23 protein-coding genes are annotated in these 25,986 nt (G+C 67.1%); 13 read left to right on the top strand and 10 right to left on the bottom strand.

Going from position 1 to position 25,986, the window contains the following annotated elements; genetic code table 11:
• Nucleotides 1–34 precede the first annotated feature (34 nt).
• From OM977_RS06030 to OM977_RS06040, 3 genes are all read right to left on the bottom strand, one after another.
• Nucleotides 35–2,578 carry an MMPL family transporter gene (locus OM977_RS06030; protein WP_264356603.1) on the bottom strand — a complete coding sequence of 848 codons (2,544 nt, stop codon included), beginning with the start codon at nt 2,576–2,578 and terminating at the stop codon, nt 35–37.
• Between the two features lies 1 nt (nt 2,579).
• On the bottom strand, nt 2,580–3,323 hold the full coding sequence (locus tag OM977_RS06035) for a TetR/AcrR family transcriptional regulator (RefSeq protein WP_264356604.1): 744 nt from the start codon (nt 3,321–3,323) through the stop codon (nt 2,580–2,582).
• A 78-nt stretch (nt 3,324–3,401) separates the two neighbouring features.
• A complete protein-coding gene (locus OM977_RS06040) occupies nt 3,402–3,797 on the bottom strand; it encodes a YbjQ family protein (RefSeq protein WP_264356605.1) in 396 nt (131 codons plus the stop codon).
• 183 nt (nt 3,798–3,980) lie between these two features.
• On the opposite strand from OM977_RS06040, the gene OM977_RS06045 reads away from it, so the two are divergent.
• Nucleotides 3,981–4,541 (top strand): hypothetical protein, encoded by a 561-nt coding sequence (locus OM977_RS06045; RefSeq protein ID WP_264356606.1) that lies wholly within the window; start codon nt 3,981–3,983, stop codon nt 4,539–4,541.
• 72 nt (nt 4,542–4,613) lie between these two features.
• On the opposite strand, the gene OM977_RS06050 is transcribed toward OM977_RS06045, so the two are convergent.
• From OM977_RS06050 to OM977_RS06070, 5 genes are all read right to left on the bottom strand, one after another.
• Nucleotides 4,614–6,065, bottom strand: a complete 1,452-nt coding sequence (locus OM977_RS06050) for a dicarboxylate/amino acid:cation symporter (RefSeq protein WP_264356607.1) — start codon at nt 6,063–6,065, stop codon at nt 4,614–4,616.
• Between the two features lie 289 nt (nt 6,066–6,354).
• Nucleotides 6,355–7,923 (bottom strand): endo-1,3-alpha-glucanase family glycosylhydrolase, encoded by a 1,569-nt coding sequence (locus tag OM977_RS06055; protein ID WP_264356608.1) that lies wholly within the window; start codon nt 7,921–7,923, stop codon nt 6,355–6,357.
• A gap of 321 nt (nt 7,924–8,244) precedes the next feature.
• Nucleotides 8,245–9,936: a DUF885 domain-containing protein gene (locus OM977_RS06060; protein ID WP_264356609.1), complete on the bottom strand. Its 1,692-nt coding sequence runs from the start codon at nt 9,934–9,936 to the stop codon at nt 8,245–8,247.
• A gap of 49 nt (nt 9,937–9,985) precedes the next feature.
• Nucleotides 9,986–10,219, bottom strand: coding sequence for an acyl-CoA carboxylase subunit epsilon (locus tag OM977_RS06065; RefSeq protein ID WP_264357325.1), 234 nt, complete (start codon nt 10,217–10,219; stop codon nt 9,986–9,988).
• A gap of 77 nt (nt 10,220–10,296) precedes the next feature.
• Nucleotides 10,297–11,880 carry an acyl-CoA carboxylase subunit beta gene (locus OM977_RS06070; RefSeq protein ID WP_264356610.1) on the bottom strand — a complete coding sequence of 528 codons (1,584 nt, stop codon included), beginning with the start codon at nt 11,878–11,880 and terminating at the stop codon, nt 10,297–10,299.
• A gap of 206 nt (nt 11,881–12,086) precedes the next feature.
• Here OM977_RS06070 and OM977_RS06075 point away from each other — a divergent pair, with 206 nt between their 5' ends.
• From OM977_RS06075 to OM977_RS06120, 10 genes are all read left to right on the top strand, one after another.
• Nucleotides 12,087–12,977, top strand: a complete 891-nt coding sequence (locus OM977_RS06075; protein ID WP_264356611.1) for an SDR family oxidoreductase — start codon at nt 12,087–12,089, stop codon at nt 12,975–12,977.
• A gap of 72 nt (nt 12,978–13,049) precedes the next feature.
• Nucleotides 13,050–13,994, top strand: coding sequence for a biotin--[acetyl-CoA-carboxylase] ligase (locus tag OM977_RS06080; RefSeq protein ID WP_264356612.1), 945 nt, complete (start codon nt 13,050–13,052; stop codon nt 13,992–13,994).
• Nucleotides 13,987–14,595, top strand: a complete 609-nt coding sequence (locus tag OM977_RS06085) for a PH domain-containing protein (RefSeq protein ID WP_264356613.1) — start codon at nt 13,987–13,989, stop codon at nt 14,593–14,595. Before OM977_RS06080 ends, OM977_RS06085 begins: the two co-directional genes overlap by 8 nt.
• On the top strand, nt 14,585–15,937 hold the full coding sequence (locus OM977_RS06090; RefSeq protein ID WP_264356614.1) for an adenylate/guanylate cyclase domain-containing protein: 1,353 nt from the start codon (nt 14,585–14,587) through the stop codon (nt 15,935–15,937). Before OM977_RS06085 ends, OM977_RS06090 begins: the two co-directional genes overlap by 11 nt.
• Before the next feature lie 100 nt (nt 15,938–16,037).
• Nucleotides 16,038–16,835 (top strand): PP2C family protein-serine/threonine phosphatase, encoded by a 798-nt coding sequence (locus tag OM977_RS06095; protein WP_264356615.1) that lies wholly within the window; start codon nt 16,038–16,040, stop codon nt 16,833–16,835.
• Nucleotides 16,836–16,849: 14 nt separating this feature from the next.
• Complete coding sequence (gene ligA / locus OM977_RS06100; RefSeq protein ID WP_264356616.1) at nt 16,850–19,129, top strand: NAD-dependent DNA ligase LigA; 2,280 nt, start codon at nt 16,850–16,852, stop codon at nt 19,127–19,129.
• Nucleotides 19,126–19,956: an inositol monophosphatase family protein gene (locus OM977_RS06105; RefSeq protein ID WP_264356617.1), complete on the top strand. Its 831-nt coding sequence runs from the start codon at nt 19,126–19,128 to the stop codon at nt 19,954–19,956. Before ligA ends, OM977_RS06105 begins: the two co-directional genes overlap by 4 nt.
• Nucleotides 19,957–20,025: 69 nt before the next feature.
• Complete coding sequence (locus tag OM977_RS06110; protein WP_264356618.1) at nt 20,026–20,529, top strand: GNAT family N-acetyltransferase; 504 nt, start codon at nt 20,026–20,028, stop codon at nt 20,527–20,529.
• An 82-nt stretch (nt 20,530–20,611) separates the two neighbouring features.
• Nucleotides 20,612–21,133: a hypothetical protein gene (locus tag OM977_RS06115; RefSeq protein ID WP_264356619.1), complete on the top strand. Its 522-nt coding sequence runs from the start codon at nt 20,612–20,614 to the stop codon at nt 21,131–21,133.
• Between the two features lie 31 nt (nt 21,134–21,164).
• Entirely contained in the window at nt 21,165–21,548 is a 384-nt protein-coding gene (locus tag OM977_RS06120) for a RidA family protein (protein ID WP_264356620.1), read from the top strand.
• On the opposite strand, the gene OM977_RS06125 is transcribed toward OM977_RS06120, so the two are convergent.
• Together OM977_RS06125 and OM977_RS06130 are read right to left on the bottom strand one after the other, a co-directional pair.
• Nucleotides 21,545–22,216, bottom strand: a complete 672-nt coding sequence (locus tag OM977_RS06125; protein ID WP_264357326.1) for a response regulator — start codon at nt 22,214–22,216, stop codon at nt 21,545–21,547. The genes OM977_RS06120 and OM977_RS06125 overlap by 4 nt on opposite strands.
• A complete protein-coding gene (locus tag OM977_RS06130; protein ID WP_264356621.1) occupies nt 22,209–23,942 on the bottom strand; it encodes a sensor histidine kinase in 1,734 nt (577 codons plus the stop codon). Before OM977_RS06130 ends, OM977_RS06125 begins: the two co-directional genes overlap by 8 nt.
• Before the next feature lie 170 nt (nt 23,943–24,112).
• Here OM977_RS06130 and OM977_RS06135 point away from each other — a divergent pair, with 170 nt between their 5' ends.
• Both OM977_RS06135 and gatC read left to right on the top strand, forming a co-directional pair.
• Nucleotides 24,113–25,549: a CitMHS family transporter gene (locus tag OM977_RS06135; RefSeq protein WP_264356622.1), complete on the top strand. Its 1,437-nt coding sequence runs from the start codon at nt 24,113–24,115 to the stop codon at nt 25,547–25,549.
• A 139-nt stretch (nt 25,550–25,688) separates the two neighbouring features.
• Nucleotides 25,689–25,985, top strand: a complete 297-nt coding sequence (gatC, locus tag OM977_RS06140; protein ID WP_264356623.1) for an Asp-tRNA(Asn)/Glu-tRNA(Gln) amidotransferase subunit GatC — start codon at nt 25,689–25,691, stop codon at nt 25,983–25,985.
• The last annotated feature ends 1 nt before the right edge of the window (nt 25,986 follow it).

Here is a 25,986-nt window from a genome sequence, read left to right on the forward strand (position 1 = left end):
CGGAATGATCAGCGGGCGGCGCAGGCTGTGACGGTCAGCGGGCGGCGACTTCTTCCGGCTCAGGCTCGGCCTCGAAAGCGGCCGCTGATGCTTCGGGGCGGAGCTTCGCGCCTTCAACGTCCACGTCAGGCAGGATCCGGTCCAGCCAACGGGGCAGCCACCAGGCCTTCTCGCCGAGCAGGTACATGACGGCCGGGACGATCGTCATGCGGACCACGAACGCGTCGATCAGCACGCCGAAGGCCATGGCGAAGCCCAGCGGCCGGACCATGTTCAGGTGCGAGAAGATGAAGCCCGAGAATACGCTGACCATGATGATCGCCGCCGCCGTGACCACCGCGGAGGCGTGGCTGAAGCCGGAGCGGACCGCGTGCTTAGCCGTTTCGCCGTGCATGTAGGACTCGCGCATGCCGGAGGCAATGAACACCTGGTAGTCCATGGCCAGGCCGAACAACACACCGATCAGGATGATGGGCAGGAAGCTCAGCACGGCCCCCGGATTGTCGACGCCGAAAATCGTCCCGAGCCAACCCCACTGGTAGACCGCGACGACGGCGCCGAAAGCGGCGGCGAGCGAGAGCAGGAAGCCGCCGGTGGCCAGCAGCGGCACCACGATGGAACGGAACACCAGCAGCAGCAGGATCAGGGACAGGCCCACCACGATCGCCAGATAGGGCGGCAGGGCATCGCCGAGCTTGGTGGAGACGTCGACGTTTCCTGCGGTCTGTCCGGTGAGGCCGATGCTGACCCCGGTGGAGTCCTTGATCGCGCCCTTTTCGGCGCGCAGTTCGGAGACCACCCGGACCGTACTCGCGCTGGCCGGTCCCTCGTTCGGGATGGCCTGGAAGACTGCGGTGCGGCGGTCGTCACTCAGTGCCACGGGGACGGCGGCCGTGACGTTGTCGGTGCTGCGCAGGGTGTCAGCGACGTCGAACTGCTTGGCCTGTGCCTCGGTTTCGGTGAGTCCGGCCGGGAGGTCACCGACCACCACAATGGGCCCGGTCATGCCGGCGCCGAAGCTGCGCCCGGTGACGTCGTAGGCCTTGAAAGCCTGCGAATTGACGGGTTCCGACCCGCCGTCGGGTAGGGCGAGCCTCAGCTGGCCGGCCGGCAGCGCCACGATGCCGAGCAGCAGGACGCCCGCCAGCATGGCCATTACAGGGTGCTTGGTGACGAGGCCGCCCCAGCCGTGGCTGCCGCGGTATTCGTCCCGGGCCCGGTCATCCATCTCGTGGCCGGGAGCCGTGTTGTGCTTGTCCGCCTTTGCCCACGCCCGCTTGGAGATCAGCTTCCGGCCCACCAGGGAGAGGATGGCCGGGGTGAGAGTCAGGGCGACGACGACGGCGACGGCCACGGTGCCCGCGGCGGACAGGCCCATCACGGCCAGGAAGGGCAACCCCGGAATGACGAGCGCTGCAAGGGCAATGATGACGGTGAGGCCGGCGAACAGCACGGCGTTGCCCGAGGTGCCGGTGGCGAGGGCCACGGATTCCTCGGGGTCCATGCCGGACAGCAACTGGCCGCGGTGGCGGTTGACGATGAAGAGGGAGTAGTCAATGCCCACGGCGAGGCCGAGCATCAAGGCCAACATCGGGGAGATGGAGCTCATGTCCATGACGCCACTAAGGGCGAACGTTCCGCCCACACCCACCGCTACGCCCACGACGGCCATGAGCAGGGGCAGCCCGGCAGCAATCAAAGTGCCCAGCATGATGATCAGGACCAGGGCTGCGATGGCAATTCCAAGGATCTCCGAGATACCGAACAGCTCGGAAACGTCTTCGGTGATTTCCTTGCTGGGCAGGGCCGTGACACCGGCCGAGGAGACTTCCTGAACGATGTCCTGGACTTCCTGGCGGACCTCGGGCTTGAGGCCGTTGATGGAGGTCTTGAACTGGACCTGGGCGATAGCGGCCCTGCCGTCCTCCGAGACGAAGCGCATGCCTCTGGAGGCGTCCAACTGGCGCTGGCCAAGGGCGAGTTTCTCGGCGCCGGCCGCAAGCTCCCGGGTGCCGGCGTCGAGCTTCTCCTGCCCCGCGGCGAGGGCGGTTTTCTGCTGGCCGAGCTGCGCCTCGATGGCGGCGGCGGGGAGTCCGGCGGCGGCCATCTGCTGCTCCGCGGCCTCCAGCTGAGTCTTGCCGGCGGCGAGTTCTGCCGCGGCCTGGTCCAGCTGGGCCTGGCCTGCGGCTGACTGTTGCTGGCCGGCAGCAAGTTCGGCGGCGGCGTCGTCCAGCTGCGCCTGGGTGGCAAACGGATCCACCGTCCCCTGCACGTCCGGAAGGGTCTTCAGCCTGGCCAGTGCGGCGGACACCGCATCCTTGCCTGCCTGGCTGAACTCGGAGCCATTGGCTTCGAAGACGATGCCCGCAGAACCGCCCGAGGACGCAGGCAGTTCTTTCTTGAGCTTGTCCGCCATCTGCTGGGTTTCCGTGCCCGGAATTTGGAAGTTGTTGGACAGGGTGCCGTGGAAGGCGGCTGCGGCGCCACCGACTGCCACTAACACGGCCAGCCACAGTGAAATCACCAACCAGCGGTGCCGGTAGGAGAACTTGCCGAGGCGGTAGAGAAGGAGGGCCATGTCAGAGCCGATCTGGGGAAGGGGTGGCGGTGGACGGGACGGCCGGGTTGCCGGCCTGAGGGGCAGCCTGCGCAGCTGTGGGTCGGGCGAAACCTGAACCCAGCAGGCCCATGGAATCGATCAGGAGCTGGCGCAGGATGGAGAGCGATTCCGGGGTCAGTGACCCGCCGCACCTGGCCAACCAGACGTCCATGGCTGCTTTGCCGCAGGAGATGACGGATCCGGCCAGGGCGCGGAGGTACAGTTCATCGAGTTCCCCTGCCTCGGCATTGGAGCGCTCGCGGGCGGCGGCAATAATTTCGCCGGTGCAGTGGTCCCAGGCTTCCAGCTCCGAGCGGCTGAGCTGCGGATTGGACTTGCCCAGGCTGTACAGCTCAGCCATCGGGGCCACGGTCATCGGGTCGGCGAGGGCCACGAGTGCTGCGCGGGCCGATTCCAGGAACGGTTCCCCCGCCGGGCGCAGCCGGAACTGCTGGAGTGCCTTGTCCAGGAAGCCGAAGGTGACGGCAGCGATCGCCGCTTCGGTGCTGTTGAAGTAGTTGAAGAAGGTCCGGCGGGAGATTCCGGCAGCGTCCGCGATGTCCTCTACGGTGAAGTTGCCCGGGCCCTTGGTGCGCAGCTGGCCCAGCGCGGCTTCCGTGATGGCCTGCCGGGTCGCCGCCTTGTTGAGCTCCCGGCGCGAAGGCGGTGCGCCATCGCCAGAAGCAGAAGCAGAAGCTGCAGCGGGAGCTGAAGGGGAAGTCACGCGCTTACACTACGTGCATGTTTGCACAGTGCGCAACTTTCTATAGGGGCCGGAGGGGTGGCCCCGGGGAGGGTCACATCATTCCGGTTCCGGCTGCGGTTTTCCTTGACTCGCGAGGTAAATGGACTGGCCGGTCGCGCCGGCTTCCCCTTCCGCCAGCGGGATCGCGAAGACGGCTGTCCCGTAGGCGCAGACTTCCGTCCAGTTGGGTCCCAGCTCCGAGGTGTCGAAGCGCATGGCGACGATGGCGTTGGCGCCGCGTTGCTCGGCCTCGGTGACCATCCGGGCCATAACCTGCTGCCGGCTCTCGTAGAGCGCACGGGTCATTTCGGGCAGCTCCCCGCCGCCCAGCGATCGTAAGCCGGCCAGAACCTGGGCGCCGATGTCCCTGGCTCGGACGGTGAGCCCCATGACCTCGCCGAAGACGGCGTCGATCCGGTGCCCCGGGATCTCGTTCGACGTGACGATCAACATGCCCTGAGCCTACCCATACCCCGGAGTCCGGGCCGGAACATTCACAGGAAGATGAAAGCTTCCCGACAGCTCCGGCTGAAGCGGCGGGAGCAGACTGGAACCACGTCTTGGAACAGAGACCACAGCACACAGAGACAACAGCACAAGGAGCCGTCACCGCACGGCAGATCCAGGAGACAGCACATGTCAAGCACGAAGAGAATCACCCTCGGCATTTCAGCCGCGGCTCTGGCCCTCGGCGCCGGCCTTGGAGTTACCGGGATGGCATCGGCAGCCACCACTCCGGCCCCAACTCCCAGCACCAGCGCTTCGGCGGACGCGACGCCCGGCACCAACGATGGTCAGGGCATGCGCGGCGGCCATGGCCGTGGCGGGGACCGCGGCGGCGCCCGGGCATCCGAACTGGCCGCGAAGCTCGGCGTCGAGGAGGCCAAGGTGACCGAAGCGCTGAAGGCCTTCCGCGACGCCAACAAGCCCACCACCCCGCCGGCCGACGGCACCAAGCCGGACCGTGCTGCCCGGGACGCGGCCTTGGCCAAGTCCCTGGCGTCGTCGCTCGGCATCGAGGAGTCCAAGGTCACCGCGGCCCTCGAGGAGCTCCGCACCGCTGCACAGGCGGACCGTGCCGCGGCTCTGAAGACGAAGCTGGACAAGGCCGTCACGGACGGGACCCTGACCCAGGCCGAGGCCGACGCCGTCACCAAGGCCGTGGAGAAGGGCGTCATCGGCGGGGGCGGGCACTAGTCGCCGCTTAACAGGAGAAGTCCCCGGGTGCAGTTCATCCCGGGGACTTTTCCTGTGAACGCCTGTTAGCGGTTAGGCTTTCGCGTTTGCCAGCTCGCGATCGTCCCGCTCAATGGCGGGACCGGCAGCTGAGGGGTCGACGGCGGCGCTGTCGACGGTGCCGTCGACTTCGTCGGCGAAGGGGTCACCGTTGCGCGGTGCGTTGTAGAGCGACTCGTTCAGGATGCCCTGTCGCTTGGCGACGATGGTGGGGACCAGTGCCTGACCGGCCACGTTGACGGCCGTGCGGCCCATGTCCAGGATCGGATCGATGGCCAGCAGCAGGCCGACGCCGGCCAGTGGCAGGCCCAGGGTGGAGAGCGTCAGTGTCAGCATGACGACGGCGCCAGTGGTACCGGCCGTCGCGGCGGAGCCCAACACGGAGACGAGGGCAATCAGCAGGTACTGGGTGAAGTCGAGCTGGATGCCGAAGAACTGGGCCACGAAGATAGCGGAGATCGCCGGGTAGATTGCAGCGCAGCCGTCCATTTTGGTGGTGGCGCCCAGCGGCACGGCGAAGGAGGCGTAGGCCCGGGGGACGCCCAGGCTGCGCTCGGTCACGCGCTGGGTGAGCGGCAGGGTACCCACGGAAGAGCGGGAGACGAAGGCCAGCTGCACGGCGGGCCAGACGCCGGAGAAATACTGCTTGATGGACAGGCCGTGGGCGCGGACCAGGACCGGGTACACCACGAACAGCACGAGGGCCAGGCCCACGTAAATGGCGAACGTGAACTTGCCGAGTGAGCCGATGGTGTCCCAGCCATAGACAGCCACGGCGTTGCCGATCAAGCCGATGGTGCCGATCGGGGCGATGCGGATGATCCACCAAAGGACCTTCTGGATCACGGCGAGGGCAGAGGCATTGAGGTTCAGGAACGGCTCAGCGGCCTTGCCCACCTTGAGTGCCGCGATGCCGACGGCGATGGCGATCACCAGGATCTGCAACACGTTGAAGCTCACTGCGGTGGTGGCAACACCTTCGGTGACGGTGGTGCTGGCACCCAGGCCGAGGAAGTTTTTCGGGAACAGGCCGGTCAGGAAGGCCCACCAGTCGCCGGACTTACCGGAGTACTTGGCCTCCTGCGTGATGCCGGTGCTGGCGCCCGGCTGCAGCAGGACGCCGAGGCCGATGCCGATCAGCACGGCGATCAGCGAGGTGATCGCGAACCACAGCAGCGTGTTCCAGGCCAGCTTGGCGGCGTTGGAGACGGCACGCAAGTTGGAGATGGAGCTCACGACGGCGGTGAAGATGAGGGGGACAACGGCGGTCTGCAGCAGCGAGACATAGCTCGAACCGATGGTCTGCAGGGTTGTGCCGAGGGCGTTGGGGTTGGCCTTGGTGCTGCCGGTGTACTTGGCCAGGAGGCCAAGGCCTAGGCCAATGATCAGGGCGGCGATGATTTGGAAGCCGAACGAGCCGGCCCACTTGGGCAGCTGGAAGCCGGTCTTTCCGGCGGGTGCGGGGGTGCTTATCTGAGTGCTCACCCGAACACGCTAGGACCGGTCCGATTATCACGGCGAACGGACGTTGAGAAATGTTACGACGTAACATTCCCCGCCCCGGGACGGGTCTCCCGGGGATGCCGCCGAAATCCGGGACTTTGGAAAGATATTCCTGCTGCGGATGTGGTGATTGTCTCCCCTGATCGGCGGCGCATGACCGGCGAGGGCCTGAGGCGCATCCAGAGAACAGTTCGCGGCAATGTTTCGCCGGAACACTGCCGCGAACTGTAATCTCGCGCGGGAAAACGGGCTGGCGCCCGCAGGAAACGGGCTAGCGCGGGCAGTTGGCCGCCACGCCGCCGCCTGCATGGTAGATCATGTCCTGGTACACCACGGAGGAGCGCACCGGGGTGTTGCTGGTAACGGTCTGCACCGTCGTCCCGCTGCGGGCGAGCTTGAAGGCAGGAGTGGTGCCGGCAACCAGCGGAACCTTGAAGGACGTGAGTCCCGCCGGAGCGTCCATGGTCTTGACGTTGCTGCCCTGTGTGATGGTAAGGCGTCCGGGGGACTTCAGCACGGCCACCAGCTCCACCTCGTTCTTGGCCGCATCACCGTTGGCAATGTGCATGGGCGCGGGTTTGCCGTTGTGGCCGATGGCCGTCTTCGAATACGGCGCGTTCGTGGCGTGTGAGCGGTGGCTCCAGTACAGCGCGTCCTGGGTGATGGTGGGCTTGACCCCGCTCTTGAACCAGGAGATGTAGTAGGCGGCCATGTCCATCACGGCGAAACCGCGCTGTTTGGAAGGTGCCACCCAGGATTCGGTGTAGTCGCTCCAGGTGATGAAGGCGATCGAGTCTGCCTTGCCGGTGATTGCGGACATCAGGGAATCCCGCATGGTGGAGCTGTTGGATGACTCCCAGTAGCGGCCGTCGTAGGACCGGGAATCCTCGAACGCTACCGGCTGCATCCACGTCTTTCCGCGGCGGTGGGCCTCGGCGCTCTCTTTTGCGAGGGTCGGAACACCGCTGGCGATGCGCGTTCCCCAATGCGAATAGCCGGACACGGAATTGTTCCAGTCCATCTTTTGGGTTCCTCCGCCCCAGGAGATGAAGATCGGAACGAGGTTCGATTTCACGCCGGAGGAAGCGAGGCGGTTCCTGAGCCCGTCCCACCAGGAGGGAGTCTTGCGCTCAGGGAAGAACGGGGCCAGCACGATGCCGGCACTGTTCCGGTAAATCGAGGAGTCGTCCTTGACCTTCATGACGTCGTTGTAGACACTGTCCGAGGTGGATCCCGCCGCCGTATTGAAGTCCGGGCTGAGCATGATCTTAAAGCCCGGGTCTACCTTCTTGGCGGCTGCCAGCATCGCCGGCAACTGATTCCAGCGCTGGTCGCTCGAGGAGTGGTATTCCCAGATGAAGCCGTCCAGGCCCGCCCCGACGGCCTGCCGGACCTCCTGCTCGAAGTCGGCCTGACGCCACGCCGAGGTGCCCACTCGCTGGGGAACCTGCGGACGGTCCCGCAGGTCGTAGGCGCCGCCCGTGGAGTTGTGGGTGTTCAGCCAGCGCGTGTAGACGTCCCGGCTCGCATCAGGGCTGTCCACAGCGAGCGGGAACGGCGGGAAGTAGTAGGCCCAAACCTTCTTTGCCGAGGTGTGCCGGTTCGCTGGGGCGGGCAGGTTGATCGGGAGGGGATTGCAGACTGCGGTCGTGGCAAGAGGTGCAACCGATGTTGAGGCCGGCGCTGTCGCCGCATTCAGGGGGGTCGGGGCGCCGATCGCCGCAACAGCGGCAAGGACGGCGGTCGCTACAAGGGAAGCGGCGGCCCGCGTCCGGGCTCGGGGCCGTGCCCGGGGTGCGGAAAGGGTCGGGGGTCTCAGGTTTGAGGCAAATTTCCTCATGGAAGGCTCCAATATGGGGTTTTCTGTGCATTTGCCCGGCAGGGTTCGGTAAGCAAGTGATGTGCTGAGCGTTCGCGCGGGTTCATATTTCAACAGTGCGCACCTGAGACCGAGGTGCTGATTGGTGGGAAGACCGCACTAAGGAACGGCGGTTCTTGCCTGGAAGGTGGTCCAACAGATGAGCGCAGGATTACCCGGCATCTGCGTCGCGGCCCCAGCCTCCGACGCGGGCTATCGAAAACCCAGCAAATGTGTCCCGGTAGAGACTAGACCAAGATCACACCGAGGTCCATTCGGCACGTGTCACATGGCATAGCCTCTCTAGCCGAGCAGAGCACTCCTGAGGGTGTCCAGGCCTACCGAACCGACGTTCAGCGCCTTGGTGTGGAACTCCTTGAGGTCAAAGCCGGGCCGGGATTCGAGCTCGGCCCGGATTTGCTCCCAGAGCCGCTGGCCCACCTTGTACGACGGCGCCTGGCCGGGCCAGCCGAGGTAGCGGGTGAACTCGAACTTCAGCTGGCCCTCGCTGATCGGCAGGTTCGTTTCGAGGAACCCGTAGCCCTTCTCCGGCGTCCAGGTACCAGACCCCCAGCGCTCGGGAACCTCCAGCTCCAGGTGCACGCCGATGTCGAAAACCACCCGGGCCGCCCGCATGCGTTGCATGTCCAGCATGCCCATGTGGTCGCCCGGGTCCTTGAGATATCCCAGTTCCTGCATAAGTTTTTCGGCGTAGAGCGCCCATCCTTCGCCGTGCCCGGAGGTCCAGCAGACGTTGCGCCGCCACTTGTTGAGCAGCTCCCGGCGGTAGGTGGCGGTCGCGACCTGCAGATGGTGGCCCGGCACGCCCTCGTGGTAGACCGTGGTGGTCTCGGCCCAGGTGGTGAACGTGTCCTCGCCGGCAGGCACAGACCACCACATGCGGCCCGGCCGGCTGAAGTCGTCCGAAGGCCCGGTGTAGTAGATGCCACCTTCGTCGGTCGGTGCGATCTTGCACTCGAGCGCTTTCATCACGTCCGGAATGTCGAAGTGCACGCCGGCAAGGTCGGCCACGGCCTTGTCGGAGAGCCCCTGCATCCACGCCTGGAGCGCGTCCGTGCCCTTCAGCTGGCGGGCGGGGTCGTTGTTCAGGAGCTCCTTGGCTTCCTCGATGGAGGCGCCCGCGCGGATCTCGCCAGCCACCCGCTCCTGCTCGGCGATCAGGTGTTCAAGTTCGTGCACTCCCCAGGCGTACGTCTCCTCGAGGTCCACCGCGGCGCCGAGGAAGGACCGCGAAGCCAGTGCGTAACGCTCCCGGCCGACGGCGTCCGCGGCCGGGGCGGCCGGCAGCAGCTCGGATTCCAGGAAGCCGGCCAGCCGCGAATAGCCCACCCGAGCAGCAGCCACTCCGGCGTCGAGCGTGGACTGCAGATCTGCGGGCAGCGGGCCCTCCGCCGTGCGGGCGTTGGCGGCGAGCTTGGCGAAGAAGCCGTCTTCGGCGGCGTACTTGGTGGTCTGCTCGATCACGATCGAGACCTGGCGTGCGGCGGCGACCCTGCCGTCCGCCTTGGCCGAGCGCAGCGACTCGATGTAGCCGTCGATCGCCGCCGGGACGTTGCGCGCGCGGCCCGCGATATGGTTCCACTGCTCCGCGGTGTCCGTCGGCATCAGGTCGAAGATTGCCCGGATATCCTGCGCGGGGGAGGCGATGTTGTTCAGCTCGGCGGCATCCCAGCCGGATTCGTGGATTTCGAGCTGCAGGCCCAGGCGTTCGCGCATCGCGTCAAGGGTGACAGCATCGACGTCGTCGGCGGGCTCCAGGCCGTCCAGCGCGGCCAGGGCCTGGCGGGCGGCGGCGGCGAATGCCTCCTGCCCGGCGGGGGAGAAATCCTGGTATTCCGTCTCGTGGCCGGGCAGACCGAGTTCGGTGGCAAAACTCGGGTTAAGCCGGATCAGGGTGTCGGTGTAGTCGTCGGCGACGGCGTCGATGGCGGTCTGCGGGCGCACGGTGGCGGCGTGTTCAGTAGTTTCAGTCACCCGACGAGACTAGCCGCGGTCGGGCAGTTCTGAAAGGGTTACTGAATGCTCAGCCGCGGCTGCGCTTCCACGACCCGGGGCCGGGTTTGGGCGCCAGCTGCAGTTGCTGCCGCCGGACCCACTGGCGGACACTGGGCTTCACCGGCGCCGCGGAATCGCCGTTGCCGAGGGAGAGGACGACGGCGGTGAGCGCCGCCAGCTCCTCCGCCGTCGGCTCGCCCTTGACGACGGAGAGCAGCGGCGAGTCGGGGCTGTCGGCGGATCCTCCTGGCCGTGGGCCCACGCCGGCGAGGGACCCGGCCTGAGCTTGCGAAGGCTGGGAGCCGGTGGGGACTTGCGAAGTTAGGGGGCGGGTGGGGATCACAGCGGGATGTTCCCGTGCTTCTTGGCGGGCAGGCTGGCGCGCTTGTCCCGGAGGGCGCGCAGGCCCTTGATGATCTGCACCCGCGTCTCGGACGGCGCGACGACGGCGTCCACGTAGCCGAGCTGGGCGGCCTGGTAGGGGTTGAGCAGCTCTTCCTCGTACTGCCGGATGACCTCGGCGCGCTTGGCCTCGACGTCGCCGCCGTCTGCCGAAACGGCTGCCAGTTCGCGGCGGTACAGGATGTTGACCGCACCCTGGGCGCCCATGACGCCGATCTGGGCGGTGGGCCAGGCCAGGTTCAGGTCCGCCCCGAGCTTCTTCGAGCCCATCACGATGTACGCCCCGCCGTAGGCCTTGCGGGTGATGACGGTCAGCTTGGGCACGGTGGCCTCGGCATAGGCATACAGCAGTTTAGCGCCGCGGCGGATGATGCCCTGGAACTCCTGGTCCTTGCCGGGAAGGAAGCCGGGCACATCAACGAGCGTGATGATGGGGATGTTGAAGGCATCGCAGTGGCGGACGAATCGGGCGGCCTTTTCCGAGGCGGCGATGTCCAGGGTTCCGGCGAACTGCATGGGCTGGTTGGCCACGATCCCCACCGTGTGGCCCTCCACCCGGCCGTAGCCGATCATCACGTTCGGGGCGTAGAGCGACTGCATCTCCAGGAAGTGCGCGTCGTCGACAATCTGCTCGACGACCTTACGCATGTCGTAGGGCTGGTTGGCCGAGTCCGGGATGAGCGTGTCGAGGGCGAGGTCGTCGTCGTCGAGCTCCAGCTCCTGGGTGTGCTCCAGCACCGGGGCTTCGGCGAGGTTATTGGAGGGCAGGAAATCCAGGAGCTCGCGGACGAACTCGATGGCGTCCGTCTCGTCGGAGGCGAGGTACGTGGAGGTGCCCGTGTTCGCGTTGTGCTGGCGGGCGCCGCCGAGGGTTTCCATGTCCACGTCTTCGCCGGTGACGGTCTTGATGACGTCCGGGCCGGTGATGAACATGTGCGAAGTTTTGTCCACCATGACCACGTAGTCGGTCAGGGCCGGGGAGTAGGCGGCGCCGCCGGCTGAGGGTCCCATGATCAGCGAGATCTGCGGCACGACGCCGGAAGCGTGGACGTTGTTGCGGAAAATATCCGCAAACATCGCCAGCGAGGCGACGCCTTCTTGGATCCGGGCGCCGCCGCCGTCGAGGATGCCCACGACGGGGCAGCCATTGCGCAGCGCGAATTCCTGAACCTTGACGATCTTCTCGCCGTTGACCTGGCTCAGCGAGCCGCCATAGACGGAGAAGTCCTGGCTGTAGACCGCCACGGGCCTGCCGTCCACGGTGCCGTAGCCGGAGACGAGCCCGTCGCCGAGCGGCTTCTTCTTCTCCATGCCGAAGGCGGTGGAGCGGTGCACGGCCAGCGCGTCGAACTCGACGAAGGAACCGGCGTCCAACAGCAGGTCGATGCGCTCGCGGGCGGTGTTCTTGCCGCGCGCATGCTGCTTCTCGATCGCTTCCGGGCCGGAGGGCTGCTCAGCACGGGCCTGGCGCTCGCGGAAATCTGCAATCTTTCCCGCAGTCGTGGTCAGATCGTGGCTCATCAAATGTCTCCGGCTCTGTTGCTGATAGTCGCTGGCCCAATACCGCGGAGGACTTAAGTAGATTCCACACAAAGGCAGGGCCCTGAGGGCAAGTCTAGTGACGCTATCAGTCGATTCCGCTGTAGAAAACCTACAATTTTCTCTCCTTCCTATCCTCGGCGGGTCGATGTTACTCACCGGTAACATGATTCGGCTAGAGTGTGCTCATGACTTCAAGCAACGATGCTTCGGGCGCCGCCGCAGGGCCATACCAGGCCGCCGGTTCCCTCCAGGGCCGCACCATCCTCATCTCCGGAGGCAGCCGCGGCATCGGCCTGGCGATCGCCATCCGGGCCGCCCGGGACGGCGCCAACATTGTCCTGATGGCCAAGACCGGGCAACCGCACGCCACGCTGGAAGGCACCGTCTACACCGCTGCTGAACAGATCGAGGCCGCGGGCGGAAATGCGCTCCCGCTGGTGGGCGACGTACGCAGTGACGACGACGTCGCCGGCGCCGTCGCTGCCGCCGTCGACCGCTTTGGCGGGATCGACGTCGTTATCAACAACGCCTCCGCGATCGACCTCTCCAAGACCGACGCCGTGGACATGAAGCGCTACGACCTGATGCAGGACATCAACGTGCGCGGCACTTTCCTGTTGTCGAAGTGTGCCCTGCCCGCGCTGCGCGAATCGGACGCCGGGCACATCCTTACGCTGTCACCGCCGCTCAACCTTGACCCCAAATGGGCGGGCATGCACCTGGCCTACACGCTGGCCAAGTACGGCATGAGCCTGACCACGCTGGGCCTGGCCGAAGAGCTCAAGGGGGACGGTATCAGCGTCAACTCGCTGTGGCCGTGCACCCTGATCGATACCGCTGCGATCCGGAACATGCCCGGCGGCGAGAAGATCGTCCAGGGCGCCCGGGGTCCCGGAATCATGGCGGATGCGGCCCACGCCGTGCTGACCGGCGGGAACTCCATGCCGGGCTCGGGCAGCCGGAGCGGGAACTTCTATACGGATGAACAGGTGCTCGCTGCCGCAGGTGTCACGGACTTCACGCCGTACAGCCTCGGCGCCCCGGAGAACCGGCTGGTCGCTGACATTTTCCTCTAAGTTCCGTGTGGATTGCCGTTTCCGGGTCCCGGGGCCGGAGCCGCGGTGGCCGTTCCTCGGTAGGATTCAAGCATGGAAGCCGCCCAGGAAACACCGGATCGTCCACCGCTTGACGTCGCAGCCCTCCGTGATGAGTCGTTCCTGGCCGCTAACGGAATCCCGCAACTCATGGTGGTGGAGTCCACCGGTTCCACGAACGCGGACCTGCTCCGCGGCGCCAGCGAGGATCCACAGGCCTACCCGGATTTGGCCGTACTCACGGCCGAGTACCAGAGCGCCGCCCGCGGACGGCTGGACCGCCGCTGGGAAGCCCCAGCCCGCAGCTCCGTATCCGTCTCCCTGGTTCTACGGCCTGTCAATGCCGATGGCCGCCCGCTGCCGACCCAGAGCTATTCCTGGCTTTCGCTGCTCGCGGCGCTGGCTCTGCGCGAGGCGCTGCTGGATACGGCAGGCATCCCGGCAGAACTCAAATGGCCCAATGACGTCCTGGTCCGCGGCAGGAAAATCGCCGGCATCCTGGCCCAGCTTGGACCGCTGGAGGGTGGCGCCGTCCCGCCGGTGGTGCTCGGTACCGGACTCAATGTCTCCCTTACCGCTGCCGAACTGCCCGTTCCCACCGCCACCTCCGTGCTGCTGGAGCGCCCGGCCACGGTGGACCGGACCGTGCTGTTGAAGAGCTATCTGTCGCGTTTCGCCACGCTGTACCGCAGCTTCTGCAACGCCGACGGCGACCCTGCCGCCGGCATGGCAGGCGGCCACTCCCTGCACAAGCGGGTCGAGGCCGTCCTGACCACCCTCGGCAAGCAGGTGCGCGCCCACCTCCCCGGCGACCATGAAATCATTGGCCATGCTTCGCGCCTTGATGACTACGGCTCCCTGATGGTGGTGGACTCCGGCGGACACGAGCACGTCATCACGGCGGGGGATGTGGTGCATCTGCGGCCCTGGACGCCACCCGGGAACGGGACCGCGGGCGACGACGGCCAACCCGCCAGCGCCGAAAGCGGCTATGCGTAAGGAGCTTCTCCCGGGTGAGCAAGTGATTGCGGTGACCCGGCCCCAGCCCAGGATGCTGATCGTCCCGGCGCTGCTGTTCATTGCTGTTCCGGCCCTGGCCGCCTATGCCTGCGCGTGGATCGTCAAAGGCGGACCCACCAGGCTCCTCCCGCTGATCCGGCCGGCGTGGACCCCCTGGCTTATTGGTCTTTGCGTGGTGCTGGCCGCCTGGGTGCTGCTGGGTTACTGCCTACCGCGGACGCTGACCTGGCACGCCACCCGGTACACCCTGACGAGCCAGCGCTTAGTTGCCCGTTACGGCATGTTACGGCGGCGGGATCAGCAGGTTTATCTGGCAGCCGTTCGAAATGTCGAGATCCGGCAGTCGTTGCTCCAACGCGTATTGCGGTCCGGGAATATATCCTTGGACACCGGGTACTCCGCCAGCACGGTGGTGCCCGACGTCCCGGAGGTGGGAACGTTCCGAATCTTCATACTCGAGGCCATCAATGAACTTCCGCAGGGCGGATTCAGGGCCGAGGGCATGATTCACAACGCAGAGGGCAGCCGGTACGGGGCCCGGCCATGGGAGACGAGAGAAGGTGGAAGAGATGAGCGCTGAGAATGTCCACCAGGAATCCGGGCTCCTGGACGGGGAGCCATCGCACGTTGACGACGCCGTCGTCGAGGCCGCCACACTCGAAGAAGCCGTCCTCGATTCCGTCGCCGCAGGCCGCGAGCAGGGTACCGACACCCCTACCGCCTATGCCGGCGCGGATGCATCCGGCCAGGCTGAAGAGCCCGGCGCGGACTCCGATGCGAACTCCGGTGCGGCCGAAGCCGACACTGACTCTGACGCCGACTCTGACGCCGGCGATGTCGACATCGCTGCCGCCTCGGTAGCACCGCCCACTGGAGCGATCTCCGGCGAGCGCCTTGCCCTGAAGGCCCTCGAACACCGGCTGCTGGGCGGGGAACGCAAGCTCCGCCGTCGTGAGGTCGCGGCAGGCGCCGGGCTGTCCCTGCTCTCCGCCCGGAAACTCTGGCGCGCCCTGGGCTTTCCCAACCTGGGCGATGAGGACGTCGCCTTCACCGAACGTGACCAGTCCGCGCTCAACACCATCGTGGACCAGGTCCGGTCCGGCAAGCTGACCGAGGAAGCCGCCATTTCGGTCACCCGGGCCATCGGCCAGATGACGGACCGCATGGTGGTGTGGCAGATCGAGGCACTGGTGGAGGACATGGTCCACCAACAGGGCGTGCCCGACGCGGTGGCCCGCAAGCGACTGGTCAGCGAACTGCCCTCGCTGGTGGACGCGCTGGAGGAAATGCTGCTTTATTCCTGGCGCCGGCAGCTCAACGCCGGTGTCCAGCGGCTGGCGGTGCGGGCCGAGGCTGGGCTGCAGTCCAGCGAGGAGGGCCGCGAAGGGGACGAGGATGACACGCCGTTGCCCCTTGCCCGGGCAGTCGGTTTTGCCGACCTGGTTTCCTACACCAGCCTGTCCCGCCGCATGAACGAGAAGACGCTGGCCCAGCTGGTGCAACGCTTCGAAAACAAATGCGCCGAAATCATCTCCGTCGGCGGCGGCCGCCTCGTCAAGACCGTGGGCGACGAAGTCCTCTACATTGCCGAAACGCCCGCGGCAGGCGCCGAGATCTCGCTCGCACTGTGCCAGGCCTTCACCGAGGACGAGATCCTGCCGCAGGCCCGCGTGGCCATGGTGTGGGGCCGCATCCTCTCCCGGCTCGGGGACATTTACGGCCCGACCGTGAACCTGGCGGCACGGCTCACCGCGCTGGCGGATCCGGGAACGGTCCTCGTGGACTCGATGACCGCAGCCGCCCTGGAACAGGATGAACGCTTCGTCCTCCTCCCGCGCCCGGCGGAAGACGTCCGTGGCTTCGGCGAGATCCACCCGGTGCAACTGCAGCGTGGCAGCGGCCGGGGCCTGGTCTTGGATTAAGTCCTGCCCTGGATTAAGTCCTGCCCTGGATTAAGTACAGTGGACACCGGCCCGATCCCGGGTAGTATCCCCGTAACGCAGCCTTCTACCTAGGACAGGCATGAAACCACAACCGGCCGCCGTACCCTCCGCTACCGACCTGCGGCTCAACGCCGGCTACGGCACCGACCGCGGACTGCGCCGGGAGATGAACGAGGATTCCTTCATCGCCGCCGACCCCGTCTTCGCCGTCGCCGACGGCATGGGCGGGCACGAGGCCGGCGAGATTGCCAGCGGCATCTGCATCCGCACCCTCGCCGGGATGCCGCAGCTGGCAGGCGGCGCGCGCGACGCCACGGCCGGCACCGTACAGGAGTACCTGCTGACCGCCGACGAAAACATCCGGGAGGCAACCGGGTCCCGGGCCGGAACCACCCTCTCCGGCGTGGTGGTGGTGGAACAGCTGGGCATGCCGTACTGGCTGGTGCTGAACATCGGGGACTCCCGGACCTACCGGTTCAGCCGGGGCTGCCTCAGCCAAATCAGCGTGGACCACTCCGAAGTGCAGGAACTGGTGGACGCGGGCGAGATCAGCATGGCCGAGGCGGCCGTGCACCCGCGGCGCCACGTGGTCACGCGCGCCCTGGGCACCGGCTATGAGACCGAGGCGGACTACTGGCTGTTGCCCGTCGAGGAGGGCGACCGGATGCTGGTCTGCTCCGACGGGCTGAACGGCGAGCTGGACGACGAGCAGATCGCCGGCATTCTGGCGGCCGAAGCCGACCCGCAGGCGGCCGTCGATGAACTCATCCAGGCGGCCCTGCGTTGCGGCGGACGGGACAATGTCACCTGCATCGTGGTGGACGCGACCAACGTTCCGACTCCTGGCGGCGGTGTCCCCACAGCACCCCCGATGTAGGGCAGGATAGGTCTGTGAGCACAGGGAACACTGAAACCGACGCCCAAAGCCCCGCCACGGAGCTGGTCCCCTCCGAGGCCGTCCGCGAGGAGTACGAAGACCTCGTGGAACAGGTCCGCCGACACCGGTTCGCGTACTACCAGGAGGACGCGCCGACCATTTCCGACGCCGAGTTCGACGAACTCTTCCGGCGCCTGGAAACGCTCGAGGCCATGCACCCCGAACTCGTGGCCAATGATTCGCCCACCCAGGAGGTGGGCGGTGAGGTGTCCGCGGCGTTTGCCGCCGTCCAGCACCTGCAGCGCATGTACAGCCTCGAGGACGTCTTTTCGCTCGAGGAGCTGGAGGCGTGGATCGCCAAGGCCGAGGCCAGCATCACCAAACTCGGGAACGGGACGCCGGCCTGGCTCACCGAACTCAAGATCGACGGGCTCGCCGTCAACCTGCTGTACCGCGACGGCGTGCTGGTCCGGGCCGCCACCCGCGGCGACGGCACCACCGGTGAGGACATCACGCACAACGTCCTGACCATTCAGGAAATCCCTCAGCAGCTCAGCGGCGAGGGTTTCCCGGCGGAGATGGAAATCCGCGGCGAGGTGTTCATCCCCTCCAAGGCGTTCGCGGAATTCAACGAGGCCCTGATCGAGGCCGGCAAGGCGCCGCTGGCCAATCCGCGCAACGCCGCCGCCGGATCGCTGCGCCAGAAGGACCCCGCGGAAACCGCCAAGCGGCCGCTGCGGATGTACGTGCACGGCATCGGCGCCCGTGCGGGCCTGGAAACCGCCAGCCAGTCCGAGACCTACCGCCAGCTCGCGGAGTGGGGACTGCCCACCAGCCCGTATGTCGAGGTCCTGCCCGGGCTGAAGGATGTGCTGGCGTTCATCCAGCGCTACGGGGACAAACGGCACAGCCTGACCCATGAGATTGACGGCATCGTGGTCAAGGTGGACGACTTCGCCACGCAGAGGGCACTCGGCTACACCACCCGCGTCCCGCGCTGGGCGGTGGCCTACAAATACCCGCCGGAGGAAGTCCACACGAAACTGCTGGACATCACCGTCAATGTGGGCCGCACCGGCCGGGTCACGCCCTTCGGGGTGATGGAACCGGTCAAGGTGGCCGGTTCCACGGTGGGAATGGCCACCTTGCACAATCAGGAAGTCGTGAAGGCCAAGGGCGTCAAGATCGGCGACATCGTGGTGCTGCGCAAGGCCGGCGATGTCATCCCGGAGATCGTCGGGCCCGTCCTAGCCCTCCGGGACCAGCAGGTTCCGCCGGTCCGGGACTTCGTGATGCCCACCGAATGCCCCGCCTGCGGGACAGCTCTGGCCCCGGCGAAAGAGGGGGACGTGGACATCCGCTGCCCCAACTCCCGTTCCTGCCCGGCACAGCTTCGCGAACGCGTGTTCCACCTCGCCGGCCGCGGCGGCTTCGACATTGAGGCCCTCGGCTGGGAAGCAGCCATTGCCCTCACCCAGCCTACGGAGCCGGAGACCCCGCCGCTGACCACCGAGGCGACGCTGTTCCGGCTGAAACCGGAAGACCTCGCGGGCGTGCGCATCCGGCGCGAAAAGCGCAGCAAGGGCGTGCCCACCGGAGAGTTCGAGCTCGTGCCGTACTTCTTCAGCAAGGGCACCGCCAAGGCGCCGTCCAAACCGACGGCGACCACCGAGAAACTCTTCCGGGAACTGGAAAAGGCCAAGACGCAGCCGCTCTGGCGCGTGCTGGTGGCCCTGTCCATCCGGCATGTCGGGCCGAGGGCCTCCCGCGCGCTCGCAACCGCGTTCGGGACCATGGACGGGATCCGGCAGGCCTCCGAGGAGGAGCTGGCCCACGTCGACGGCGTCGGCCCGGTAATCGCGCAGGCCCTCACCGAATGGTTCGCCGACGACTGGCACCGCGAGATCGTCGACAGCTGGGCCGCCGACGGCGTCCGGATGGAAGACGAACGGGACGCGTCCATGCCCCGGACCCTGGAGGGGCTCACGATCGTGGTCACCGGAAGCCTCGAGGGCTTCAGCCGGGACGAGGCGAAGGAAGCCATCCTGATCCGCGGCGGCAAAGCATCCGGTTCGGTGTCGAAAAAGACGGACTACCTGGTGGCCGGCGAGAACGCGGGCACCAAGCTGGACAAGGCGGAACAGCTCGGCGTGCCCGTCCTGGACGAGGACGGCTTCCGCGCCCTGCTGGCGAGCGGCCCGGCGACCGGCCCGGCCGGCGGTACGGCCGGCGGTACGGGTGGGGACGATTCGGACGATTCCGCTGAGGAAATCCAGGAATTGGCAACCGAATGAGCGCGGATCCCGCTTCCGGCCCGGAGCCGGGGGCACTGCTCGAATTGGCCCGGGCGGCGGCGGCGGCCGGGGCCGCGGTCCTGGCCGGCCGGAACGCGGCCGAACTCGGGGTCAGCAACAAGGGCGACGCGGGGGACTGGGTGACGGCATTCGACCTCGCCGCAGAGAAGGCCGTCCGGGCGGTGCTTATCGCTGCCCGGCCGCAGGACATCATCACCGGAGAAGAGGGCGGCACCGTCCTGCCCGACGACGCCAGCGGCTACCGCTGGTCCGTCGATCCGCTGGACGGCACCACCAACTTCATCCGCAATATCGTCTACTACGGCACCTCGGTGGCCGTGGCGGATCCCGAGGGCGTCTGGCTGGCCGGCGTCGTTCACGCCCCGGCACTGGGACGGAGCTACTACGCGTCCCGTGGCCACGGGGCCTGGCTTGACGAGAACGGCCGGCAGACGCAGCTGTTCGGGCCGGTCCCCGGGCGCAGCGGGCAGATCCTGGCCACGGGTTTCAACTACGACGCCGGTGTCCGCGCCGAACAGGCGGGCGGCCTGGGCAGCCTGATGGAGGGCTTCGCCGACGTCCGCCGGCTCGGCTCCGCGGCCCTGGACCTCTGCCTCGTGGCGGACGGCACCATCGATGCCTTCGGTGAGCGCGGCCTCAATGAGCATGACTTCGCGGCCGGCGCCCTGATCGCGGAGGAGGCAGGCTGCTGGGTGCGCCGGCCCCGGCTCACCAGCCCGCTGGCCGGCGGCCCCTCCGACGAGGAGCGGCTGGCTGCCTGGACCTGCGCCGGAAGCCTGGAATTCTCCGGCAAGTTCCCGCTCTGATTTGATAGTTCAGTCACGGAAACCGCCGTTCTTCGGGCCGGCTGCTGCGTGCGCCCTTACCATGGACAGGTGTCTTCGCAGATCCGCATCCGCCCCGCCGTTCCGACCGATTTCGACGCCATAGCGCGCATCACCCGGGACGCCTACCTGGCCGCTGGCTACTTTGAGAGTGCCGAGCACCCGTACATGCGGCAGATCCAGAACGTCGCCCAGCGGGCCTCGAAAGCAACAATCTGGGTCGCGGAACGGAACGGCGTGATTGTTGGTTCCGTGACGCTGGCGGTTGCGGGCGAGCCCTATGCCGACATCGCCCGGAGCGACGAGCTGGAGTTCCGCATGCTCGTGGTGGACCCGGCCGTGCAGCGCAGCGGCGCCGGCCTGGCCATGGTCCGCGCCATCCTCGAGCACGGCCGGTCCCTGCCCGGAATCCGGGCCGTCGCCCTCACCACGGGCATGACCTGGGAGAGCGCGCACGGCCTCTACTCGAAAACCGGATTCGTGCGCGTACCCGAACGCGACTGGCTGGTGCCCGATACCGAGATCAAACTGCTCGTTTACCGCCAGGAGCTGTAAGCGGCCAGGAGGCGTCGAGACCGTGCGGTAGGGTTTTGGTCAACCGACCCCGCTCAGGCAACAGGCACACCCTGGAGGTTCCATGGCCCCGCACATCCCCGGCTCGATCGACGCAAAGCTCCTCGGACTCTACCTGTCCGACCACCTGTCCGGCTCAACGGCCGGAGTCTCCCGGATCCAGCGGATGGCTGAGGTGTACGCGGACACGCCGGTGTCCGGGGACCTCGCACGGGTCAGCGCCGAGCTCCAACGTGAGCGGGACCTGCTCGAGGGCCTGATCCACGACCTGGACGTCCGGCAGCGGCCGCACCGCCAAGCTGCGGCATGGCTGGCCGAACATGCCGGGCGGCTCAAGCTCAACGGCCGGATTATCCGGCGGTCCCCGATGACCATGGTCCTCGAGGCCGAACTGATGCGCGCCGCGATTCTGGGAAAGATCGGCGGCTGGCAGACTCTCGAAGAGCTGGCCCCCGACCTGGGGCTGGACCCGGTCACCTTCCAGAAGCTCAGCGATGACGCGCGGGGCCAGATTGACGCTTTGAGCCGTGTCCACGACCACGCCCGCCGGAACGCCTTCCGCCGGCACGGCGACGTCGCCGCCTGACCCACCCTGACCCACCCCGAAAGGCAAGAAAATGCGCAAGACATTCGGCACCGGCTCCGTCTGGGAACAGAAGCTCGGCTACTCCCGTGCGGTCCAGGTGGACAACACACTCTATATTTCCGCTACTGCCGCCAGCGGAGACAACGGCGTGGTGGGGAATGACTTTTACACCCAGACCCGCTTCATCCTGGACAAGCTCGGCACCGTGCTGGCCGATGCGGGCTTCGGCTACGCGGACGTCGTGCAGTCAAAGCTGTACCTGACGGACATCAGCCAGTGGGAGGAAGCCGGACGCGCCCACGGCGAGGTGTTCGGTGACATCCGTCCCACGCTCTCCTTGGTCCATGTGCTGCCGTTCCTGGATGCCGGGATGCTGGTCGAGATCGAACTCGTCGCCCAGAAGAGCGCCAGCTAGCCGCCCGTACGGGCCGGCAGGCCATAGCGGTGCTCGGGCCGCCCGGTGGTGCCGTACCGCAACTGGATATCGACGGCGCCGTCGTCCGCCAGTGACGACAGGTAGCGCTGGGCAGTTGCCCGGGACACGCCTACCCGGGTGGCGACCTCGGCCGCCGAATACTGTTCACCCGGTTCCAGCGATTCAAGCACCGCCGCCTCGGTGGCGGACCTGGGCTTGGCCGAGGCGATGACGTCCCCCGGGATCAGGGCACGCTTGGCCCGTTCCACCGTGTCCTGGGTGACCGACCCGGGCTGGGCCAGGATCCGCCGGTAGCGGGCGTATGAGCGCAGCTGCTGCGAGAGCGATTCAGCCGTGAACGGCTTGAGCAGGTAGCCGAGCGCCCCCCGCCGGAAGGCGAGCCGGAGCGACGCCGCGTCCGAGGCCGCGCTGAGGATCATAGTGTCCACATCCAGCTGGTGCAGCAGGTCCAGGCCGGACGCGTCCGGCAGGTACACGTCCAGCAGGATCAAATCGGGGCGCAGGCTGTGGATGGCCTGCAGCGCCTGGGAGGCAGATCCGGCCGGGGGCAGCGCCAGGAACCCTGCCACCGAATCCACGTAGGCCGCGTGCAGCTTGGCGACGTGGAAATCATCGTCCACAATCAGCACGCGGAAATCGTCAGACATCATTGTCCCTTTCATCTGGTTTGTTCCCGTGCGACGTCGTTCCCGGCAGGGTCGCCATGAACACAGCTCCCGGGCCGCCGGGGGAGCCGCGCTCCAGCACCCGCACGTCCCCGCCGCGGCGGCGCGCCAGTTGGCGGGCGAGGGCCAGCCCCAGTCCCTGCCCGGCGCCGGCCCGGACGGGGCGTTCCGACGTCGTAAAGCCTTCGGCGAATACGTCATCCCCCTCCGCCCCTCCGGCCACTGCCGCCGGCAGCCCGTCGCCGGAGTCCCCGACGACGATGTGCAGGGTTCCCGGTCCGGCGCCCGCGCCGCCTGCCCCGGGCCCGTCCAGCACCTCCACCTCCACCCAGCGTTCGGCGGCCGAGCCGGCCACCGCGGCGTTCACCGCGTTGTCGATGAGATTTCCGAGGACAGTGGTGACTTCCTGCGGCTCGGTGACCTGGCCCCGGACCAGGGTTTCCGGGCCCAGCCGTAGACTCACGCCGCGCTCGTCCGCCTCCACGCCCTTGGCCCCGAGGAACGCCTGCAGGTAGGGGTCCTGGAGCAGTTCGGCCTGGTCCACCGGAAACTTCAGCGGGCCGGTGGCCGCCAGCCGGGCCACGTACTCGCGGGCCTGCTGGTGTTGGCCGATGCTCATGAATCCGGCGATAGTGTGCAGCTGGTTGGCGAATTCGTGGCGCTGGGCCCGAAGCGCCGTGGACATGGTGCCGACCGCGTCGAGTTGGCGGGTGAGCTGTTGGAGTTCGGTGCGGTCCCGGAGCATGACCACCCACCCGAGGTCTTCCCGGCCATGCAGCGCCTTGCGAGCGCTCGCCACCAGGATACGGGCGCCGGCCACGAACTCCACCGCGTCGCCCTCCGCGGCATCGGCGCGGGTCAGGGCCTTGAGCTGGGCTGGGACCGGGGCGGCTGCCCACGGTGTTCCGGCCAGGTCCGGCTGGCCCAGGAGCCGCTGCGCCGCGGCGTTGAAGACGCTGATCCGGCCGTCCGCGGAGACGCCGATGACGCCGTCGTCCACGCCCTGGAGGACAGCCACCTGGTCATGGACCAGGGTGCTGATCTCCTCCGGTTCCAGGCCCAGCGTGAGCCGCTGCAGGCGGCGGCGCAGCAGGAAGGAGGCGAGTACCCCGGCGAGCAGGGCCCCGGCGGCGGTCAGGGCGATGGGAACGATGTCCCGGGCCAGGCTCTGGCCGATGGTTTCGGTGGAATAGCCCACGCTGACCTCGCCGGCCACCGCCTCCGAGCCCGGGGCGAACACGGGGACCTTGGCGCCGGCGGATGGTCCGAGCGTGCCCGTGTTCCGGGTGGTGACCTCCTTGCCGGCCAGTGCCTCGGACGGGTCGGTGCTGACCCGTTCGCCCAGCCGCTCGGCATCGGGGTGGGCCAGCCGCAGGCCGGTCTCATCGGTGATGACAACAAACAGTGCTCCGGTGCGGGTGCGCGCTCCCTCCGCGGCGGCCATCAGGGGACCGGTCAGCAGCTCGGCCCGCGGGGGAGTGCCGGGCTGCGCGCTGATCTGCTGCACCTCTGCCCGCACCTCCGGATCCGAAGCGACGGTCCGGGCCAGCGTCAGGGCCTGGTTCTCGGCCTCACGGCCCAACCGCTCGTAGGTCAGCCAGGCATGAACGGCCGCGCTGAGGAGGACGACGAGCGCCACGACGCCCAACTGCAACAGGAGGGTCTGGGTGGAGAAACGAAGGGGAGCCCTGCCGGCCAGGCGCGCCACGGCGGTCCTCCTTCCTCGAGTCAATGAAACGGTGAGCAAAATGAGCAAAATGCTTCCAATAAGCAGTATGCCAATCAATTGAGCCAAAGGCACTGCCGTGACGGGGGCCACTCTAACGTCTGTAGTACGCATCACACCGGGGTGGTGCCGAACACATAGAGGAGCCGGCCGTGCTGGTATTACTAGGATTCGCCATGATCGCGGTTTTCATGGTGCTGATCATGACGAAGAAGCTGACGCCAGTGCTGGCGCTGATCATCGTCCCCACAGTCTTCGGACTTTTCGCCGGCGCCGGTCTCGGCATCGGCCCCATGGTCATGGACTCCATGAAGTCGATGACGTCCACCGCCGCCTTGCTGATGTTCGCCATCATCTACTTCGGCCTGATGATCGACGTCGGGCTCTTTGACCCCCTGGTCCGGTTCATCCTGCGCAAGCTTGGCAACGACCCCGCCAAGGTGGTCCTCGGCACCGCCATCCTCGCAGCGGCAGTGTCCCTCGACGGCGACGGCTCCACCACCTTCATCCTCACCACCGCTGCCATGCTGCCGGTCTACCTGCGCCTCAAGATGAGCCCCGTGGTCCTGACCTGCGTGGCGGGCCTCGCCAACGGCACCATGAACATCCTGCCCTGGGGCGGCCCTACCGCCCGTGCAGCAACCGCGCTGAAGCTCGATGTGAACGAAGTCTTCGTTCCCATGATCCCCTCGCTGATCGCCGGCCTCGTGGTCGTCTTCGTCTTCGCCTGGCTCCTGGGCCTGCAGGAACGCAACCGGCTCCGCGCCGTCGCCCCGGAGATCTGGGCCGACGGCGCCGGATTCGACGGCGGCGCCGGCGGCACCGGCGGCCGGCGCAAGGCCGACCGTCCCGGCGGCGGAACCCCGGCCGGCAGCGGTTCGATTGCTGTCCTGGAACGCACTGAAGAGCTCGTGGACGACCGCGATTCCGCCATGGCGGACACCGCACTGGACCCCAACCGCGCTACGCTGCGTCCCAAGCTGTTCTGGTTCAACCTCGGCCTGACGGTGGCCGTCATGGTGACGCTCGTAGCCAACGTTATTCCGCTGCCATTCGTCTTCATGGTGGGTTCCGCGATCGCCCTGCTGGTCAACTTCCCGAAGGTCAAAGACCAGGGGGCCCAGCTGATCGCCCACGCACCCTCGATCGTCGCCGTCGTCAGCATGGTCATGGCCGCCGCCGTCCTGACGGGCGTCCTGAACGGCACCGGCATGGTCAAGGCAATGTCGGAGTGGCTCGTGGCGATCATTCCCGCCGACATGGGCCCGTTCATGGCCATCATCACCGGCGTACTGAGCATCCCGATGACCTTCTTCATGAGCAACGACGCCTTCTACTTCGGCGTCCTCCCGGTCCTCAGCGAAACCGCGGCCCACTACGGCGTCAGCGCCGCCGACATGGCACGCGCCTCCATCACCGGCCAGCCTTTCCACCTGCAGAGCCCCCTGGTCCCGGCCATCCTGCTCCTGGTCTCCCTCGCCAAGGTGGACCTCGGCGACCACCACAAGAAGGTCCTCTGGCGCACCGCCGTCATCTCCCTGGTCATGCTTGCCACCGGAGTCCTCACCGGAGCCATCGGCATCGGCTAACCCACCCCGCGAGAAGACAGTTCGCGGCAGTGTTTGCACAAAACATTGCCGCGAACTGTCGTCTCGGCGTCCGACGGTAACAGCAGTTCAACCCACGTAGACTGGGACGGAAAATAATCCGAACTTGCAGGGGAGATCCATGGCTGCGATCAACCGCGACGACGTCGCGCATCTCGCGCATCTCGCGCACATCGAGATGAGTGCTGAAGAGCTGGACAGGATGGCCGGCGAACTCGCCGTCATCGTTGATTCAGTGAAGTCCGTCAGTGAAGCCGCCGGTGATGACGTCCCGGCCACGTCCCACCCGATTCCGCTGACCAATGTGTTCCGCGAAGACGTAGTCGGCCACACCTTCACGGCCGAGCAGGCATTGTCCGGCGCCCCCGACGCGTACGAAGGCCGCTTCAAGGTCCCGGCAATCCTGGACGAGGACTAAG

The sequence above is a fragment of the Pseudarthrobacter sp. MM222 genome (assembly GCF_947090775.1).
In the GTDB taxonomy this organism is placed as follows: domain Bacteria; phylum Actinomycetota; class Actinomycetes; order Actinomycetales; family Micrococcaceae; genus Arthrobacter.